This is a genomic window from Iodobacter fluviatilis, from assembly GCF_900451195.1.
GTDB classification, from domain to species: domain Bacteria; phylum Pseudomonadota; class Gammaproteobacteria; order Burkholderiales; family Chitinibacteraceae; genus Iodobacter; species Iodobacter fluviatilis.
Window position 1 is genome coordinate 1,796,598 of sequence record NZ_UGHR01000001.1, and the last position, 19,222, is coordinate 1,815,819.

At 46.0% G+C, this 19,222-nt stretch carries 16 protein-coding genes; all 16 read left to right on the top strand.

All coding sequences use genetic code 11. The features are described 5' to 3' along the window. The first annotated feature begins 1 nt into the window (after window position 1). Window positions 2-673: an acetyltransferase gene (locus tag DYD62_RS08200; RefSeq protein WP_115226876.1), complete on the top strand. Its 672-nt coding sequence runs from the start codon at window positions 2-4 to the stop codon at window positions 671-673. Further along, window positions 670-1,590 (top strand): glycoside hydrolase family protein, encoded by a 921-nt coding sequence (locus DYD62_RS08205; protein WP_115226877.1) that lies wholly within the window; start codon window positions 670-672, stop codon window positions 1,588-1,590. Before DYD62_RS08200 ends, DYD62_RS08205 begins: the two co-directional genes overlap by 4 nt. Before the next feature lie 26 nt (window positions 1,591-1,616). After that, window positions 1,617-2,426, top strand: coding sequence for a phytanoyl-CoA dioxygenase family protein (locus DYD62_RS08210; RefSeq protein ID WP_207916317.1), 810 nt, complete (start codon window positions 1,617-1,619; stop codon window positions 2,424-2,426). 35 nt (window positions 2,427-2,461) lie between these two features. After that, complete coding sequence (locus DYD62_RS08215; protein ID WP_115226878.1) at window positions 2,462-3,460, top strand: class I SAM-dependent methyltransferase; 999 nt, start codon at window positions 2,462-2,464, stop codon at window positions 3,458-3,460. 97 nt (window positions 3,461-3,557) lie between these two features. After that, window positions 3,558-4,580, top strand: coding sequence for a class I SAM-dependent methyltransferase (locus DYD62_RS08220; protein WP_233702889.1), 1,023 nt, complete (start codon window positions 3,558-3,560; stop codon window positions 4,578-4,580). Further along, window positions 4,577-5,734, top strand: coding sequence for a dTDP-4-amino-4,6-dideoxygalactose transaminase (gene rffA / locus DYD62_RS08225; protein ID WP_115226879.1), 1,158 nt, complete (start codon window positions 4,577-4,579; stop codon window positions 5,732-5,734). The genes DYD62_RS08220 and rffA overlap by 4 nt, the downstream gene beginning before the upstream one ends. A 66-nt stretch (window positions 5,735-5,800) precedes the next feature. After that, window positions 5,801-10,681 carry a rhamnan synthesis F family protein gene (locus tag DYD62_RS08230; RefSeq protein WP_165928603.1) on the top strand — a complete coding sequence of 1,627 codons (4,881 nt, stop codon included), beginning with the start codon at window positions 5,801-5,803 and terminating at the stop codon, window positions 10,679-10,681. A 133-nt stretch (window positions 10,682-10,814) separates the two neighbouring features. After that, window positions 10,815-12,446 (top strand): flagellin N-terminal helical domain-containing protein, encoded by a 1,632-nt coding sequence (locus DYD62_RS08235; RefSeq protein WP_115226881.1) that lies wholly within the window; start codon window positions 10,815-10,817, stop codon window positions 12,444-12,446. A gap of 73 nt (window positions 12,447-12,519) precedes the next feature. Continuing rightward, complete coding sequence (locus DYD62_RS08240; RefSeq protein ID WP_115226882.1) at window positions 12,520-12,903, top strand: flagellar protein FlaG; 384 nt, start codon at window positions 12,520-12,522, stop codon at window positions 12,901-12,903. Window positions 12,904-12,946: 43 nt separating this feature from the next. Continuing rightward, window positions 12,947-15,376 (top strand): flagellar filament capping protein FliD, encoded by a 2,430-nt coding sequence (gene fliD, locus DYD62_RS08245; protein ID WP_115226883.1) that lies wholly within the window; start codon window positions 12,947-12,949, stop codon window positions 15,374-15,376. 127 nt (window positions 15,377-15,503) lie between these two features. Further along, the gene (gene fliS, locus DYD62_RS08250; protein ID WP_115226884.1) at window positions 15,504-15,965 is read left to right on the top strand and encodes a flagellar export chaperone FliS; all 462 of its coding nucleotides are present in this window, start codon (window positions 15,504-15,506) and stop codon (window positions 15,963-15,965) included. Next, the gene (locus DYD62_RS08255) at window positions 15,952-16,269 is read left to right on the top strand and encodes a flagellar protein FliT (protein ID WP_099398481.1); all 318 of its coding nucleotides are present in this window, start codon (window positions 15,952-15,954) and stop codon (window positions 16,267-16,269) included. Before fliS ends, DYD62_RS08255 begins: the two co-directional genes overlap by 14 nt. Window positions 16,270-16,305: 36 nt before the next feature. After that, a complete protein-coding gene (locus tag DYD62_RS08260) occupies window positions 16,306-16,698 on the top strand; it encodes a DUF2802 domain-containing protein (protein ID WP_099398482.1) in 393 nt (130 codons plus the stop codon). 2 nt (window positions 16,699-16,700) lie between these two features. Then, window positions 16,701-17,759 carry a flagellar hook-length control protein FliK gene (gene fliK, locus DYD62_RS08265; RefSeq protein WP_115226885.1) on the top strand — a complete coding sequence of 353 codons (1,059 nt, stop codon included), beginning with the start codon at window positions 16,701-16,703 and terminating at the stop codon, window positions 17,757-17,759. Further along, entirely contained in the window at window positions 17,749-18,078 is a 330-nt protein-coding gene (locus DYD62_RS08270) for an EscU/YscU/HrcU family type III secretion system export apparatus switch protein (protein WP_115226886.1), read from the top strand. The genes fliK and DYD62_RS08270 overlap by 11 nt, the downstream gene beginning before the upstream one ends. A gap of 4 nt (window positions 18,079-18,082) precedes the next feature. Continuing rightward, entirely contained in the window at window positions 18,083-19,216 is a 1,134-nt protein-coding gene (locus DYD62_RS08275; protein WP_115226887.1) for an MFS transporter, read from the top strand. Window positions 19,217-19,222 lie beyond the last annotated feature (6 nt).

A 19,222-nucleotide genomic window follows, 5' to 3' on the forward strand; every position in this document is an offset into this window, starting at 1 on the left:
AATGAAGCGCAATCTGGTTTTATTTGGTGATGGCTTGTTTGCAGATATTGCGTATGAGTATTTTACGCACGATTCTAATTACCAAGTCGTGGCTTTTTGTGTCGATCGCCCTTATCTGCAGTGCGAGCAAAAATTTGGCCTGCCTGTGATTGCCACGGATGAAATTGCTGAAAAATTTAATCCTGCAGAGCACAGCTTTTACGCTGCCATCACCTATGGGCAGCTTAACCGGGTCAGAGAGCGTTTTTTTAATCAGGCAAAAAAAATGGGTTATACACCTGCCAGCTATATCAGCTCACGGGCATTTGTCTGGCGAAATGTTGAATTAGGCGAGCATTGCTTTATTTTTGAAGACAATACCGTGCAACCCTTTGTCAAGCTTGGCGATAATGTGGTGCTCTGGAGTGGGAACCACATTGGCCATCATTCTGAAATTGGTAGCCATGTGTTTATTGCTTCGCATGCAGTTATTTCAGGTTGTTGTCATATTGGTGATCATCAATTTATCGGCGTGAATGCCACGCTGTCTAATAATTTAACCATTGCAGACGATTGTATGATTGGTGCAGCTGCATTGGTTACCCGAAATATGACTGAAGATGGCTTTGCCAAAGGCGCCCGCTCAGAAGTAAGCGAAGGCGCGCGGCGGTTTTTCAAGGTTGTTATTGAATGACTAAGCAAGTATGGCAAAGAATAGGACGCTTGTTTGAGCCTAAACAACAAAGGGATTGGCTGCATAGTCATGCGGCTAATCCAATGCCAATAGTGCTTGCCGATGGGCGCGTCCGTATTTATTTTAATTACCGTAATACACAAAATTGTGCAGGCGTGGCATGGCTGGATTGGCTGCCTGATGATGAAGGGCTGGGTAAGATTATTGCCATAGCAGAATCCCCTGTTTTATTGCCAGGGGAAGCAGGTAGCTATGATGATAGTGGAATATCTTTGGGCTGTATTACACCTGTTAACCATGAATTGTGGCTCTATTATATTGGCTGGAATTTAGCAGTAACCGTGCCATGGCGTAACAGTATTGGTATTGCTACAGGCACTTTGGATGGTGTTTTTAAACGCCCTAAACTTGCTCCTATTCTTGATCGCCATGAGCATGATCCTTATTCATTGTCTTATCCTTGGGTTTTACGTGATGCAAATCAAAAATGGCATATGTGGTATGGCTCTACGCTGACCTGGGGTGTTAATCAGGGAGGAATGCAGCATGTTTTAAAATATGCCAGCTCAACAGATGGTCAATTATGGCAAAGAGAAGGTGTGGTTTGTTTGGATTTATTGCCGGGCGAAATTGCGCTGACACGTCCTTGTGTTTGCCATGATGGCCATCTCTGGCGCATGTGGTATTCAATTCGCACTGCTGCTCAATATTCAATTGGTTATGCAGAATCAAATGATGGCATTCACTGGCAAAGGCATGATGAATATTTTAGCTGGCAGGGAAATGCTGAAGAATGGGAATCGTTTGAGCAAACCTATCCCTGCGTATTTCAGTACGGTAAAGAGTGGTACATGATTTATAACGGCAATCACTATGGCGCCACAGGCTTTGGTTTAGCAAAGCTGGTGCTTGCTTAGCCTATTCAGCAAATGAGATATCATCAATGATGGCAAAAAATAATATACCAGAGGTATCGTACGGCATTCTTATTCAGAATCAATCTGATTCCGTGATTGATGAGGTCGTTGAGCAGATCAGAATGCTTGGCTATGGCGTGATTGATTCTGGTTATTCTTCTTCAGAGTTAAATAATTTATCTGAAGTGTTTAACCATACCCGTGCTGAATATATTAAAAATCAGGGTGAGGAAAAGCTGAGGGCTGCGAATGAGTACAATACTATTCGGGCCCCTTTGACTCATGGTGATGAAGCGTTTCTCCGCTTGGCGCTGAATAAAAATTTATTACCCGTCATTAAAAAATTAATTATGGGGAAGTTTATTCTTAATCAGCAGAATGGCGTTATTAATCCGCCAGGGGAAACTTATAATCAAGCTGCGTGGCACAGGGATATTCCTTATCAGCATTTTGTTTCCTCCATGCCGATTGCCATTAATGCCCTGTTTTGTGTTGATGACTTTACTTGTGAAAATGGGTCCACCTTTTTATTGCCGGCATCTCATAAGGCAGAGGCTTTCCCATCAGCACATTTTATAAAAAATAATGCAGTGCAAATTGAAGCAAAGGCGGGCTCTTTTATTATTTTGGATTGTATGGTTTTTCATTCAGGTGGGTTTAACAGCACAGGCTCAGAGCGCAGGGCAGTGAACCATTTATATAATATTCCATTTTTTAAGCAGCAAATCAATATTCCCAAGATTATGCCTGATGTTTCTCTGACTGCTGAGGAAAAAGAAATCTTAGGGTTTACATTTCAGGAATTTAATTCTGTATCTGAATATTTATCTCGCTGAAAGTATCAGCGATTGTCTGCTATAAAGGGGTATTTATGTCGATTGGTCAATATTGCTGTCCATTATCAAAAGAAAAACTATTCATCTCAGATGCTGGTTTAAGCAGCTTGCAGGGGGGCTGCTACCCATTTCTTAATGCGGATATGATTAATAAAATCCCGGTGTTTATTGATGAAAATCTATTGTCAGGCGGAGATAAAATATCTCAGGTAATGTACAGCAGAGATCATTCTGAGCAAGCCTATGATAATTTTCTTTCTTGGTTATTTGAAACTTTTAATGTTGATGAATCAATATTCAGAAGTGCACTGCTTGATAAATTAAATTTGAAAAAAGGTGATCGGGTATTGATCACTGGCTGCGGTTTGGGTAATGATATTTTGAGCGTGCTTCCTAAAGTGGGTGAAAAAGGGGAGGTTTATGCCCAAGATATCTCTGATTTAATGGTTGCTGCTACAGCTCGGATATTAAAAAATACGGTATCAGATGAATTTGACCTGAAGAATATTTATCTGAGTGTTTCTAATGCGTCCATGCTGCCCTTTGAGGATGATTATTTTGATGCCGCATATCATTTTGGAGGCATCAATTTGTTTTCAGATATGAAAGCGGCCATTAGTGAAATGTCTCGTGTGGTGAAGGTGGGTGGCAGGGTTGTATTGGGGGATGAAGGGATTGCTCCGTGGCTGAAAGAGCATGAGTATGGAAAAATGGCTATTTGTAATAATAAGTTGTGGGCTTTAGAGCCACCACTGGCATTGCTTCCGGAAACAGCCTCTGATGTTCATTTAAGCTGGGTATTGGGAAATTGTTTTTATATTATCGATTTTGCCGTTGCGCCCTCAATGCCTTATATGAATATTGATGTACCTCATCAGGGTGTGCGGGGTGGAAGTATCAGGAAAAGATATTATGGCCAGTTAGAGGGGGTTGATCCCGTGCTTAAGCAACAAATAGCTGAGGCAGCTGCTGCAGCGGGGATCAGCACAAGCGCATGGTTGGAAAAAGCCATTGAGAACTCATTGAGTGAATAGAGCGAAAAAGAAAGAAAAATAATAATTAATATTTAAACTGAATTTCTCTTCGCTTAATGGCTTGTGAAAAATGCTGTAACCATATTAGGGTGTTGCCTTGATTGATCTTGATAAAAACCGCTTTGATGCGGCGTTAATTCCCGGAACTCGATCTGCTTTAGCATCTGCAGTTGGATTGTTGCGGCAAGCAGAAAAAGAAACTTTTGCTGCATTATTAGACTCAGCGGGAGATTTTTTGCCGGGGCTTACCTATCAGCGTGATTGCCCTCAATGCGGGGCGCTGCATCAAAATGCAGGATTAGTCATGACAGCGCATGGAATGCATTTATTAGCCTGCGGGGGGTGTGGTTTTATTTATAGCTGTGAAGTTATTACCCCAGAGCAAGAGCGTTTGCGTTATGAGAACAGTTCTTCAGCGCAGTGTCATTTATTGCAAAAGCAAACGGATACTTATGCTTTTTTGGAGCGTGAAAAGGCCCGGTATGTGGCTGGCCGGATGCACCAGTTGATTGGGCAGGGTAAGGGTTTGGAAATTGGCTCATCAAATGGCGTTTTGCTTGAAGCCGCTCAGGAATTAGGCTGGCAAATGATGGGTGTCGAGATTAATGCTGACGCGGTGGCATTATCGCAAACTAAGGGGTTTACCGTTATACAGGGGGAATACCCAGAGGCGTTGCCTGCAGATGAAATGCCTTTTGATGCAATTGTTGTTTTGGATGTCTTGGAGCATATCGCAGACCCCTTGCCATTTTTATCCATAGTCAGTAGCCAATTGGCTGACCCTGGCTATTTAATTGTTCAGGTGCCCAATTTCAATAGCCTGTTGCTGCGTATCGAAGGCGCGAAAAATTCAAATGTATGTCATGGGCATTGGAGCTATTTTACGCCTGATACCTTAAGCGCTTTATTACTTAAGGCCGGTTTTGAAGTGTGTTTCCTAGAAACCTATATTACCGAGCTTGACCGGATTCAAACTTATCCGGAAGACACAGTGGCCGCTGTATACCAGCAATTAAGCGGTAAACCGCTGCAAGGCCTGCAGGCGCTGAATACAGATATGCTGCACGATGATTATTTGGGATATAAACTCTTTGGCATCTTCAGGAAAATAAAAAAATGAGTCTGTTACCCATTCCTTTTGCCAAGCCTTTTATTGTTGGCAAAGAGTTGTTTTATATTGCCCAGGCGGTGATTAATGGCTCTATTTCCGGAGATGGCCAATTTACCCGGCGTTGTCAGGCATGGCTTGAAACAGAATTACACTGCAAAAAAGTGCTGCTTACACAGTCTTGTACAGCAGCGCTTGAAATGAGTGCAATTTTGGCAGATGTAGGGCCGGGGGATGAGGTGATTATGCCTTCATTTACCTTTGTTTCTACCGCGAATGCCTTTGTGTTGCGCGGAGCGACACCCGTATTTGTGGATATTCGCCCAGATACTTTAAATCTGGATGAAAGCCTGGTTGAGGCGGCGATTACAGATCGCACTAAAGCCATTGTTGCCGTGCATTATGCAGGCCAGCCCTGCGCTATGCAGGCATTAGAAGCACTATGCAAAAAATATAATATTAAACTGATTGAAGACGCTGCTCAGGCTATCTTGGCTTTTGATGAGAGCAGGGCGCTGGGTACGATTGGTGACTTGGGCTGCCTTAGTTTTCATGAGACAAAAAATATTATCAGCGGAGAAGGCGGTGCACTGCTGATTAATAATCCTGAATTGATCGAGCGTGCAGAAATAATCTGGCATAAAGGCACAAATCGGAAAGCATTTTTTCAGGGGCAGGTTGATAAATATACCTGGGTAGATATTGGCTCCTCATTTCTACCCAGTGAATTAACGGCCGCTTTTTTGTTTGCCCAATTAGAGCAGGCGAAACGAATTAATTCCAACCGCCGTGCTTTATATGAAAAATACATGCAGCTTTTACAGCCGCTGGCAGATACAGGGCATTTGGTATTGCCCTATGTGCGTGATGGTCATCGCTCAATTGGCCATATTTTTTACGTCTTATGTAAAAATGAAATTGAGCGTAAAAACTTGATTCACTATTTAACTAAGCAGGGGATTAATGCTGTTTTTCATTATGTACCCTTGCATAATTCTCCTGCGGGGATGCGCCTCGGGCGGGCGCATGGTGATTTAAATGTCACGATTGATGTTTCCATGCGCTTATTAAGATTGCCGATGTTTAATGAAATGAACCATGATCAGGTACGCTTTGTCTGCCATCATGTCACCCATTTCTTTCAGAATATTGCCCTTTACAGCTAGTCTTTTGCTCATTTTGATCGCGGCTTGTGGCCACTGGCGATTCAATAATAATTTATGGTGGTACTTATGTCATTTGAATCGCAAGTTTCTGAAAACCTGCTTAAATTTGAACGCGATATTAAAGAAATAAAATCCTTACTTTTAAATAAAAAATACGAGCAAGTATTACGTCAGGCACAGGATTTGGCTATGTTTGCCTGGCATCACAGTATGGGCTTATTTGCCAGCAGCGAGCTTGAACAGCTGATTGCGGGCGTATCAGGCCATCTGCCAGTATTAAAAAACGGGGTTTCTGCCCCTCGCAAGCAGCGCCGTATTTTAACCATCATGACCAATGTTTCAGCAAGTGGCGGGCACAGCCGTATTGCATGGCGCTGGATTGAGCTGGATAAAAATTCTCACCATACTTTAGTATTAACTCAGCAAATTGATCCTGTTCCCGTGCAATTACAAGCTCTTTCCGAAGAGGGAAGGCTCACCATTGTTGTATTAAATTCACCCACTCTTTTAGAGCGTGCAAGTCATTTGCGCCAAAGAATAAATGATGCTGATCGGGTGGTATTACTGATTCATCCTCATGATGTATTGGCCAATGCCGCACTGGCAGGTATGAAAGCACCTCCGCCGGTTATTTTTCAGGACCATGCGGCCCACACATTCTGGCTGGGGGCGACGGTATCAAATATTGTTTTAAGTATGTCGGCTGCCCTGCTGAATAGCCGCCGTGGTATTGCTAAAGAAAACATCGGCTGGATTCCTATTCCTTTGGATTTTCAAAGACTTGAGAAAGCCGTAGTACGTGATATTCGTGCGGAATGCGCAATTGATAAAGATGCTTTTGTATTAATGTCTTGTGGTTCGCCTTATAAATACCTGCCCATTGAAGGTATTTGCCTTGCGGATTTACTTGCCCCTGTGCTTGAAAATAATCCTAGAGCGCATTTAATTTTGGTGGGCCCAGATCCGACTGCACCCTGGGCTGAATTTTCTGCCAAATTTGCCGGGCGTGTGCATTGCATTGGTCATTTGTTTGAAGAAAGCCTAGTGGCGGCTTACACGGCCTGCGATGTTTACCTAGATGCAGTGCCTTTTACTTCGCCCACTGCATTATTTGAAGCTGCTGCGATGGGTAAGCCTGTGGTGCGCTTTGCACCAGCAGCCTGGAGAGCATGCGAGTTTGCTTTAGATATTGAAGCCACCATGCCTACGTCACTGTATGTATGGTCGGATGCGCCTTCTTATCAAAGAGATATTCAGCGATTAATGGACGATCGTGCCTTTCGCGAGTGGCGTGGTCTTTTTGGGCGTACGGCAACACGGCTTTACCATGCGGATGAAACATTTGTTCATTCGCTGGAAGCGGCCTACGATCGTGCAGCTGTTCTGCCCCAAATTTGTTTAGATCCCGTTTTGTCTGCGGCCCGGTTTGAATTATTTGATCGTTTAGAATTGCAGTTGGCACAAAATATGGCGCTGCAGGTTGGCCTTGATCATGAATATCGGCAGCAGGGATTACTGAAGAAAAATGGGCCCTTACGTATTGCGGTGGCTTTGCATTTATATTATGTGGAGCAGTGGGATGATATTCGTGAGTTATTAAAAAACATTCCGTTCCCCTTTGATTTCTTTGTAACTACTACGGCTGAAAATAAACATATTGTCAGCGATTTGCTCGCGCTTCATTTTTCGGATGCAAAATTATATATCACCGCAAACAGAGGGCGTGATATTGGCCCCTTGTTTGGTCTTTTGCAGCACGAGAATCTGGCTGATTACGATTTTGTATGTAAATTACATACCAAGAAATCCCCCCATTTAGATCCGGAGCTGGTGCAAAAATGGCGTGAAGAGTTATTAATTTCTTTATTGCCTTCAAAAGAAGGCGTGCAGGCTATTTTTGATTTATTTAATACCCGCCCAGAGGTGGGGATTGTGACCGGGGCGGGGGTGCTGGTTCATGCACATTATACGCCGGGTGGTAATATTAGTTTGTTGCGGGAATTAGCGGCGCGCCTTGGGTTTAATTTAGATGAAATGGCGTATGAGTTTCCGGGCGGCTCTATGTTCTGGTGCCGTGGGCGGATTTTTAATTCATTTAACGCCCTGAATATTTCTGAAGAAGATTTTGAGCCCGAATCAGGGCAGACCAATGGCACGCTCGCGCATGCAATTGAGCGGATTTTCCCCTTAATTGCTTATCATCAGGGCTTATTGACGGTTGATTCGGGTTATCAGGGCAATGTGCCTAATCCACGCTTCCCCAATAGTAGTGAAGAATATTTGCACTGGTTATCTAAGCAGGAGTTGTGCATTCCTGAAGCTAAGTTATTTGATTTGCATGCAGAAGCGGTTGCTTTGCCTGAAGTTAAAATTTGTATTGTTGATCGCTTTGCAAATAAAAATGGCCTGATTGAAACCATTAATAGTGTTTCACGCCAGTTTTATGCCAATGTGAAACTGCTTGTTTGCTCCAGCTCGGCTAATCCAATGCCGGAATCCGGCATCGAGTGGATTCAGGTAAAAGATGGTTTTTATTCTGCCATTTTAAATACGTTGGCCCATCAGGATGATGGTGGCTGGCTAGGAGTATTGGAGGCGGGTGATCAGTTAACCATGAGCGGTTTGTTATTGGCCATGCATCAGCTGGTTGATCACCCTGAATGGAAGCTGGTTTATTTTGATGATGATGTAATGAATGCAGACGGTCGCCCAGCCTGCCCCCGTTTTAAACCTGATTTTGATATCAATTTATTACGCAGTATTCCCTATGCGGATGGCTTTTTATTGCTCAGGTCCGTGGCTGATTTTTCTGATGTTTATGCTGAAATGGAAGGCTGGGGCGCGGAGCAGCTGGCTCTTTTATTACATTGCTATGAGCAGGAAGGGTCAGGCGCAATTGGCCATATTCCTGAAGTATTAACGCATTTGCAAATTAATGAGTCACGGCAATTATCGAATCCTCGGCGTTATAAAGCTTTTTCGGATTTAATTGATTTGCACTTGCAGCGCCAGAATATCAGGGCTGAAATTTTAGCTAATGGCCGGGTAGAGGGGGCGCTGCGGGTGAAGTATGCGCTGCCAGAGCGCCCATTGGTCAGTATTATTATTCCGACTAAAAATCAGCTGCCTATGCTGCAGCGTTGCATTGAATCTATTTTAGAAAAAACCAGTTATCCGAATTATGAAATTATTATTATTGATAATAATAGTGATGATCCGCTGGTACTCCCTTATCTTGAGCAGCTTGAATTATTACTGAGTTATCGTTTGCGGGTGTTTGAATATCCGCATGCGTTTAATTTTTCTGCCATTAATAATGCCGCAGTGGGCCAGGCCAACGGTGATTATCTTGTGCTGCTTAATAACGATACAGCCATTATTCAGAATTCATGGCTGGAAGAGCTATTGCATCATGCCATGCGACCTGAAGTGGGTATTGTAGGTGCGAAGTTATTGTACCCGAATGGCTTGGTTCAGCATGCCGGGGTTGTGCTGGGCTTGCGCGGGCCGGCTGATCATCCCTGCATTGGGGCTTCATTAGAAGAATCCGGCTATATGCACCGTTTGCAGTTAGATCAGCAATATTCTGTGGTTACCGCAGCGTGCATGATGGTGCGCAAATCGGTGTATGAGCAGGCTGGCGGGATGGATGAGCTTGATTTTAAGGTTTCATACAATGATGTGGATTTATGCCTGAAAGTAAAAACACTGGGTTATTCGATTGTCTGGACGCCTTACTCGGTAGTGATGCACGAGGGCAGTGTGAGCCAGTCGCAAATTAATCCTGATAAAGCCGCGGCCAAGCAATTGCGCTTTGAGGGCGAGCAAGTGGCGATGTACCGCAAGTGGCTGCCAGAGATTGGCAACGATCCTGCATACAATAAAAACTTAACGCTCAGTGGCAATGGTTTTGAATTAGAGCACCGCTCGCTATTATCTTGGCGGCCATTAAGCTGGAAGCCTTTGCCAACGGTGCTTTGCCATCCAGCGGATCAGACCGGCTGCGGGCAGTATCGTATTTTGCAGCCTTTTGCTGCGATGCTGGAGGCGCAAAAAATAGCGGGGGCCATTGCATTTGAGCTTTTCCCTGCTTTTGAGCTGGCCAAGCTGGCGCCGGATGTGATGGTGTTTCAGCGGCAAATTTCGACTCAGCAACTTGATTTCTTAAGGTTATCTAAAGCGTGTTCTCCGTCCTTTAAGGTTTACGAGCTGGATGATTATTTGCCCAATGTGCCCATTAAAAGTGCTCACCGCACGCACATGCCTAAAGATGTGGTGAAGTCTTTGCGCAAGGCGCTGACCTTTGTTGATCGGTTTACGGTATCCACAGAAGAGCTGGCGAATGCTTATGAGGGCATGCATCCGGTGATGCACGTGGTGAATAATTATTTGCCTGTGCCGATCTGGGGTGATCTGCACTCTGAGCGCAATCAGGGTAAAAAGCCGCGTGTGGGCTGGGCCGGCGGAGCAAGCCATACTGGCGATCTGGAGTTAATCGAAAGTGTGGTGAAGGCGCTCGCCAATGAGGTGGAGTGGGTGTTTTTTGGGATGTGCCCGGATAAGCTGCGCCCCTTTGTGCATGAGTTTCATGCGGGTGTGCCGATCGGCCTTTATGCGGCAAAGCTGGCCAGCTTAAATTTAGATTTGGCTTTGGCTCCTTTAGAGCAAAATATATTTAATCAGTGCAAGAGTAATTTGCGCCTGCTGGAATACGGTGCTTGTGGCTTTCCGGTGATTTGTACAGATATTGCTCCTTATCGCGGCAGCTTGCCGGTAACCCGGGTGAGAAATAAGCACAAGGACTGGGTGGATGCCATCCATGATCATTTATCTGATCCTGAAGCGAGCGCTGGCAGTGGCCGGGCATTAAAAGAAGCCGTATTAAAAGACTGGATGCTGGATGGGGTTAACCTAGATAAATGGCGTGCGGCATGGTTGTCAGCTTAGGCTTTCGCTTGAGGAAAAAAAGATTACAAATAATCCTCAAGTTTATCGAGGCACTTCCGATAAAGCATACAAGGGCTTACTTATATGCCTGAAACACTAAGCACCGATTCTAGGACAAGCAAGGGGAAGTACCATGTCTCAAGTCATTAACACTAACGTACCATCACTCAATGCGCAGCGTAATTTAAGTACCTCGCAAATGAGCTTAACCAACTCTCTGCAACGCTTGTCCTCGGGTCTGCGTATTAATAGTGCCAAGGACGATGCAGCGGGTCTGGCGATTTCCGAGCGCTTCACTTCCCAGATCAAGGGGATGGACCAAGCCAAGCGTAATGCCAACGATGGCGTATCGCTTGCGCAAACCGGTGAAGGCGCGCTGAGTCAAATGGGTGATATTTTGCAACGTGTACGTGAATTGGCCGTGCAATCTGCCAATGCCACAAACACATCCAATGACCGCTTGGCGATCAACTCTGAAGTGACACAGCTCGTCTCCGAGCTGGATCGCTTTGCAACCTCTACCGAGTTCAACGGTCAGAAATTGTTTGACGGTAGCTTTACTGCAGCAACTTACCAAGTTGGTGCAAATACCAATCAAACCATTACTGCTAATACTGCAAACTTACGCACAAACCAATATGGTACTTACCAAATGGGTGTGGGTAACGGTACAGGTAATTTAGCCACCACCAATTCTGTTTCCGGCTCTACGGCTGTAACCGCCGGAGCGACGGGCACAGTGAATGTGGATGGTGCAGCGGTGACGTCATCTGGCTCATTCAGTATTAATGGAACAAGTATTTCTGTTTCCGGCACGGATATGGCAAAAGATATTGCCAATAAAATCAATGCCGCAGGGACAGGTGTAACCGCCTCTGCACGTACTGAAGTTAACTTAGGTCTGGCCTCCGGTACTTACAGCTTAACGGCCGCATCCAAGAGCAGCACATTTGAATCTGTATCGTTTAACGTGAACGATCTGGATAACAACGGCAAGATTGAGGCCGATGAGTATTCTCAAGCCATCCAAGCCTTTAATGCTAAGTCTTCTAAGACAGGTATTACGGCTGAATTGTCTACATTCCAAGATTCTAGCCAGACAACTCAATACGCACTAAAACTGATCGCAACGGATGGCTCTAATATTGCGCTGAGCAATGATCCAAGCAATGTCAGTGGGTTTGGTGGCGCGGTCACGAAATGGGATATGGATACAACCAACTCGAGCGGTGCGATTCAGTATATGGCAAGTGGCCAAGCAGGGGCTATTTCTACTACTGCAGCAGGTTCGGGTGTAGTGACCTTCGGTGGTCAGATCGTATTGAACTCCACTAACTCTTACTCTGTAACGACTAGCGGTGCTTCTTTTGCATCTGGTGTGTTGGCTGTAGGTGGCTCTTCTGCAACAACTGCATTAACCAGTGGTGCTGCTTATGCATCCACATTAAAAACGGTTGAAAAGCTTGACATTTCAACTGTTGAAGGCTCTAACCAGGCGCTGCGTGTTGTTGATGACGCTTTGTCGACAGTAAATGACCAACGTGCTAAGTTTGGTGCGCTGCAAAGCCGCTTCACTGCTACGATTAATAATCTGGCTACAACGTCAGAAAATATGAGTGCAGCACGCAGCCGGATCAGAGATGCAGACTTCGCAAGTGAAACAGCTGCGCTGACTCGTGCTCAGGTCTTGCAACAAGCGGGTACGGCAATGTTGGGTCAGGCGAATGCATTGCCTAACCAAGTTCTGAGTCTGTTACGCGGTTAATATGCATTAAGCTCAATGAGTTAAGGCCCCGGCAAACTCGTGTTGTCGGGGCGTTTCTACAGGAAGGTGTGTCATGGATATCCAATCTACATCGTCGCTTGTAACGCCTGCTGCGGCAAAAAGTATTAGTGAGCGCTTTCATGATGCGCCTCCTAGCGATCAGGCAAAGGTTGCCAGTGCTGAGCCTGTTAAGGTTAGCCCTGATGCAGTGCAGGCGTTGAAGCCTGCTCCGGATAGCAAAGATGTCAAACAAGCTGTTGAAAAATTAAACCAGGCTGTGCAGGGGTTTTCGGATTCTTTGCAGTTTTCCGTTGAAGAAGAAACAAAATTACCTGTGGTGAAACTGATTGATACAAAAACAAAAGAAGTGATACGGCAGTTTCCAAGTGAAGAGGCGATTTCAATTGCTAAAGCAATAGATCGTTTTCAGGGCTTACTGATAAAAGATCGTGCGTAATTTCGCCGCTCTGATGAATAGATAAATTAAAAGGGAGGGCATCATGGCTTCTATTGCTTCTTTAGGCTCAGGATCAGGAATGGATCTGAACGGCCTGATCGATAAATTAATGACTGCTGAAAAAGCACCATTACAAACTTTATTGCTGAAAGAAGCGTCATATCAAGCCAAGATATCCGCCTATGGCTCTGTAAAAAGTGCTTTGGCCGCTTTTCAGACTTCTTTAAAAGGTCTTTCAAGCGTACAAACGTTCAGAAGCACGACCGCCACGCTGGCTGATTCGTCGATTGCAACGGTTAATTCTAATAGTCTTGCTCAGCCAGGATCCTATAGCTTGGAAGTTTCTCAGCTGGCACAAAATCAGAAGCTGACTTCTAATGCGTTCAGTAGTATTAACACCGGTTTGGGAACAGGCACGCTGACTTTGCAGTTTGGTACAGTAGATTCACATGGCACAGATGCAACTGGCGATGATACTTTTACTGCCAATGCTAAAAAAGCGGCTTTTTCAATTGATATTACAGATAAAAACAATAGTTTAGCTGGCGTACGTGATGCTATTAATTTAGCGAATAAAGGGGTCAGTGCCAGTATCCTGAATGATGGTACGGGCAGCCGTTTAGTTTTAACGAGTAAAGACTCTGGTGCTGAGAATTCAATTAAATTAACGGTTACCGATTCTGATGGCAACAGTACAGATACAGCGGGCCTTTCTGCCCTAGCTTATGATCCGGCCGGAGCACGAAATTTAATTGAAACACAGGCGGCAAAAGACGCAAAGTTTAAAATTGACGGGATTAATGTCAGTAAACCCACAAATTCGGTATCGGATGCCATCCAAGGTTTAACCATTAATTTAACCAAGGTATCATCCCCAACCAGTACAGGGGCTACAACCCTGGCGCCAACGACGATTACGATTGGTGCTGATTTATCTGGCCTTAAAGATTCCATTAAAGGTTTTATTAAGGCATATAACGAATTAAATAAGACGCTTAAAGATGTGTCCAGCTATACGCCGGGAAATGCAACAACGTCGGCTAAAGCCGCCCCGCTCAATGGCGATTCTGCTATTCGTGCCATACAAAACCAAATGCGCTCAGTTGTGAATGAAATGCAGGGTGAGGGCAGTTATTTTAAATCACTCAGTGATATTGGTGTGTCATTTACGGGCTATCAGACGGATGCGAAAGGCACTATTGTGGGTGGTGCAACGCCTAAAGGCGATTTATCACTGAATGAGGCTAAATTACAAGCCGCTATTTCCAGCCATCCTGGCGATGTAGCCAATCTGTTTACTGTAAATGGTGTGGCCAGCAGCAATCAAATTACTTTTTTATCCGGCTCACTTGCAACTCAATCGGGTAAATATGCGATTGAGGTGACAACACCAGCAACTCAGGCTAAATATAGCGGCTCTGCATTATCATTTTTTAAAGTTGATTCAAGCAATAACACTAAAAATGTTACATTGGGCGGCGTAAGTGCCAGCCTGGCACTTGATAATAACGATTACACAACGGAAAGCCTAGCGGCTCAAATTAAGTCAAAAATTGAAGCAGATTCCACTTTGTTTACCTCCGGTAGCGATACGGTAAAGGTGGAATACAATAAGCTGAATAAAAACTTTGATATCAGCCGGGAAAGAGTGATTGCGGGTGCTCCGCCAACAACGCAAAAAGACTCAATGGCTTTGGCAATTAGTTCTGCACCCAAGCCAATTACCATTGATGATAATAATAAAACATTGATGGTATCTGTGGATGGGGTGATCAGCCAGCCTGTTACCTTGTCAAAAGGAAGCTATGCCACGATGGCTGATTTGGCGGCTGAAATGCAGTCAAAAATTAATAGCGATGAGTCTCTGGTAAGGGGTGGAAAAACGGTTGGTGTAGCGTTTAACGAGTCAACAAGTAAATTTGACTTGTCTTCAGGTCTTTATGGCAGCGCTTCCAAAATTAAAATTACCGGGGTTGGCGATGCGGCAACAAGTACCACCGCTGCTACTTTAGGCATTGTGGTTGGGGGTTATTCGGATACGCCTTCAGGCCCGACGGTTGGGTATACTTACACCGCAGGTGCGGATGTGGAGGGGCTGATTGGTGGTGAAAAAGCGAAGGGTACCGGGCAATCCTTAACGGGGACAGGTGCGAGTGAAGGGTTAAGTCTGATTGTGACTGCCAGTACGGCAGGGGATTATGGCTCTGTATCCTTTAATCGCGGGGTTGCTTTTGCATTAGATAAATTGCTTGATGGCATGGTCAAGGATCGTACTGGTCTGGTTGCAAAGCAAACGGATGGCGTGAATGCCAGTATCGCTCAGCTTGGAGAAAAACGGGTCAGGATGAATCGCCAGTATGATGCCACTGAGGCGCTGTATAGAAAGCAGTTTACTGCGATGGATATTGCGATAGCCACGATGCGAAATACCAGTAGCAATTTGACGGCGCAGCTTGCTAATCTGCCCAAATAAACTGCATCAGTGGGTTTGTAGTCTAAGTGGCCGATCACCTATTCGTATGTGCTTTTACTGGCTCCAATAAATAGTGTCACGGATGTTTGTTTTTGTATTTATTGCCATATTTTAGAGAGTTATTCTTATGAGTGCTGTCAAAAAAGCGCTTTCTGCCTATGGGCAAACAAGTTTAGATACCGTGGTTGAGTCTGCCAGCCCCCATCAATTAATTGTGCTGCTCTATGAGGGGGCAATTAAAGCGATTCAGCTGGGTAAAATCTATATGCAGCAAGGTTTGATCGCGCAAAAAGGTGCGGCCATTTCAAAAGCGATTGCGATTATTGAAGACGGCCTGCGTTTGGCTCTGGATAAGGAAAATGGCGGAGAGTTGGCAGAAAACTTGGATGCCTTGTACGACTACATCAGCTTTGAATTGCTGCAAGCTAATATCAATAATACGCCTGAGCGTTTGGATGAGATGCTGGGTTTACTTGATCAGCTGAAAGATGCTTGGTTGTCTATTGGGTTTAGTAAAGTAGAATCAGCCGTGTCGGCCCCAGAGCGGGATGAACAAGACCGGAGTCTTTTAAGTTATGGGCGTATCTGATTTTTCTGTGTATGCAGATTTGAAAGCGTGCACAACAAAAATGCTTTCAGCCGCTAAGGCGGAAGATTGGGATAATATGTTGTTGCAGTCGCAATTTTTTGCAGAATTAAGCTCGAATTTGCCTATTATTCAATGGGGCGCGTTAACTAGCTTGGAGCAGCAACAACTCGCTGAGCTGTTGCAAGAATGCAATCAAGACGTGCAAGAGTTGGAGCAAAGGGCGATTAGCCAACGTGGGGAGTTGGCTGCGCTTTTGCAAAATATGCATAACACCGGAAAACTACAACGCGCGTATGACGTCTAATAATGACCTGCCAGCCCCGGCAGGGGAGATCGTCTTATGAATGGCATCGTCATCACTTGGGTACAGTTGCTTTATATCAGCCTCGTATTAATTTTATTTTACGTGGCTGAATTGCTTCTGTTTATGCGCAAAGCTTCTGCGCATAAAGGAGTTAGCCCTGATTCTTTTGAAGCGGATGCGCTTCGAAAGGAAATTGCTCAGCTTCGGTTTGAAATGGATGCGCTTAAATTGCGCCTTGTGGCAACACAGGCCGAATGGAGCCAGCCGGCTGAGCTGGTTTTAGAGTCCAGCCAGGAAAGCCCTTATAGTCACGCAATACGCTTGGCCAAACTAGGGGCTGATTCAAATAGTGTCGCGCATCAATGCGGCATATCGCGTGGTGAGGCCGATTTAATCGTGGCCCTCTACCGATCCAGTACACAAAGATAATCATGTTGCCCGGCACCAGTCCAATCAGCCTTGTTCAGCACTACCTTAAAGCGCAAGAGGGTGTGGCTGAAGTAACGCGTATTTCTGCGGATGATGTGCGCTATACCGTAGGGGAGCGTGTGCATGCGACGGTGGCCAGCCTGCTTCCTAACGGGCGCTTTGCTGTTCTGATAAAAGATCAGCTGCTTGATTTAAATTTGCCCAGAAATACTGAGCCGGGTGAAAAGCTGGATCTGACCGTGGTGACCAGCAATCCCAAGCTCACTTTTTCGATTAATAGTGGCGCTGCGCAACAACCTGCGTTGCCTCAGGAGATGGCTCTTAGCCAAGGCGCACGTTTTCTGTCCTCGCTTTTGGCTAAGGGTGAGGCAGGCAAGGATGGCCTTGCTTCTGTTTTGAATCAGGCCCAGCCGCTGTTTGAGGGAGTGCCAGATACGGCAAAGCTGGCCGATAAACTTGCGCAAAAGCTGGCCGATAGCGGCTTGTTTTATGAGTCGCATCAGGCTGAGTGGGTGAATGGCGAACGACCTTTGCAGGCTTTGCTCAAGGAGCCGCAGGCGGGCTTACTTAAAGAGCCCTTGCATAACACTGCCGCATCTTCTGATGGTGCTGAAAAAAATACGGCGCTCATTTCCCCTAAAGAAAATGGCACAGAGAAACCGGCATTGGCGCCTGATGCCAGTGCTGCTCTGCGGCATTTAGTACAGCAGCAACTTGATGTTTTGGAGCAGCGTCCGGTTGTCTGGAATGGGCAAGCTTGGCCTGGGCAGGCTGTGCGTTGGGAAGTGGCACCGGAAAATGAGCGTGAAGCCAGTGGTAGGCAAGAAGAAATGCAGCGCAGCTGGCAATCCAGAATGGATTTGCAGCTTCCAAACTTAGGTGATGTGGGTATTGTTGCTGTGTTACGTAATGGTGAGTTTTCTTTACGTTTTGAAGCCTCTGCTGAAACGGCAGATAAAATTCGTGCTGAAACCAAGTCATTACAAAATCGTTTTGAGGCCGCAGGGCTCACCCTCGTCTCAAGCCAGGTCGTGAATGCCGGGTCTGTGAATGTCACGTAAACACCCCGTTAGTACACGTCAGCAAGCCGTTGCTCTGGCTTACCAGCAGGGTAATAGTTCGCCCCGAGTTGTTGCCAAGGGGAAGGGCTTATTGGCCGAGCGTATTATTGAGCGTGCTCAGGAAGCAGGCGTGTTTGTGCATGAGTCACCAGAGCTGGTGGCCATGCTGATGCAAGTGGATTTAGATCAACATATTCCCCCGCAACTGTATCGTGCCATCGCCGAATTGCTGGCCTTCGTTTATCATCTGGAACGCGGAGAAACAGCGATCGCGCCTGTTTTTGATTTACCGCCCCTCGTCGACGATCAGCCAGAGTAAATACATGCTTCGCCATCATTTAAAAACGGCAACCTATGCGGTTGCCGCGCTCTTCTTTGCCCTCGGTTTTAACTATGGTAGCTGGGCCTCTCGTTTGCCCGCGATTAAATCACAACTCAATTTAGATCCGGCACAGCTTGGTTTTTTGCTTCTGGCCGCGGGCCTTGGTGCTGTGTTTTCTTTTCCGGTGACGACCGCAGTCTTACAGCGCTTTGGATCTAAAAAAGTATGCCTAGGGGCAGGGCTGGCCTTGCCGCTGGTGTTGCCTGCTTTGGCTTTTGCGCCAAGCTATGGTTTTGCTCTGGCGATTATGGTTTTTGAGGGCGTAGCGCACAGCTGCCTGAATGTGGCAATGAATGCGCAGGGTGTGGTGGTAGAGTTAGAAAACGGCAAGCCGATTATGTCCAGACTCCATGCCATCTTTAGCTTAGGTGGCTTAGCCGCCGCTTTGTTTGCATCTTTAATGACTGGGATTTCTCCTGAGTTGCCTCTGCACCTTTGTATTGTGGCCGTATTGATCTGGGGGGCTGTACTGTGGGCTTCGCCCCGTTTACTGGCGGATCGCACAGAGGCGATGTCAGCGGGCGGGAAACGTTTTTCTCTGCCAACAGGAATGGCCGTTTTGCTAGGCTTGACTGCTTTGTTCGGTACCATTGTTGAAGGCTCAATGGTGGATTGGACAGCGCTGTATTTACGCAACGACTTACAAGCTGAGCAATGGATTGCGCCGCTTGGTCTGGCCAGCTTTTCTGGTGCAATGCTTTTGGCCCGCTGGTTTGGTGATGGCTGGCGTGCGCGCTGGGGTGAGCGAACACTCTTACTGTCAGGAAGTAGTGTTGCCGGGCTGGGCTTGTTGCTGGGGTTGGCTGTGGGTGGCGTACTGCCTGCGCTCATTGCTTTTGCACTGGTGGGCTTGGGTGTGGCCGCTGTTTCGCCGTGTGTTTATATGGCAGCAGCAAGGCAAGGGGCTGTGGCTTTGGCTGCCGTCACGACGATGGGGTCGATTGGTGCTTTGATGGGGCCGCCTGTGATCGGCTTTATTGCGCACATCAGCACTCTGGGGTGGGGCTTAGCCTTTGTGGCGTTTGGGGCGTTGATGATTGCGCTATTGGTGAGAAAAATAACCTGGCCCGCTTAAACTAAA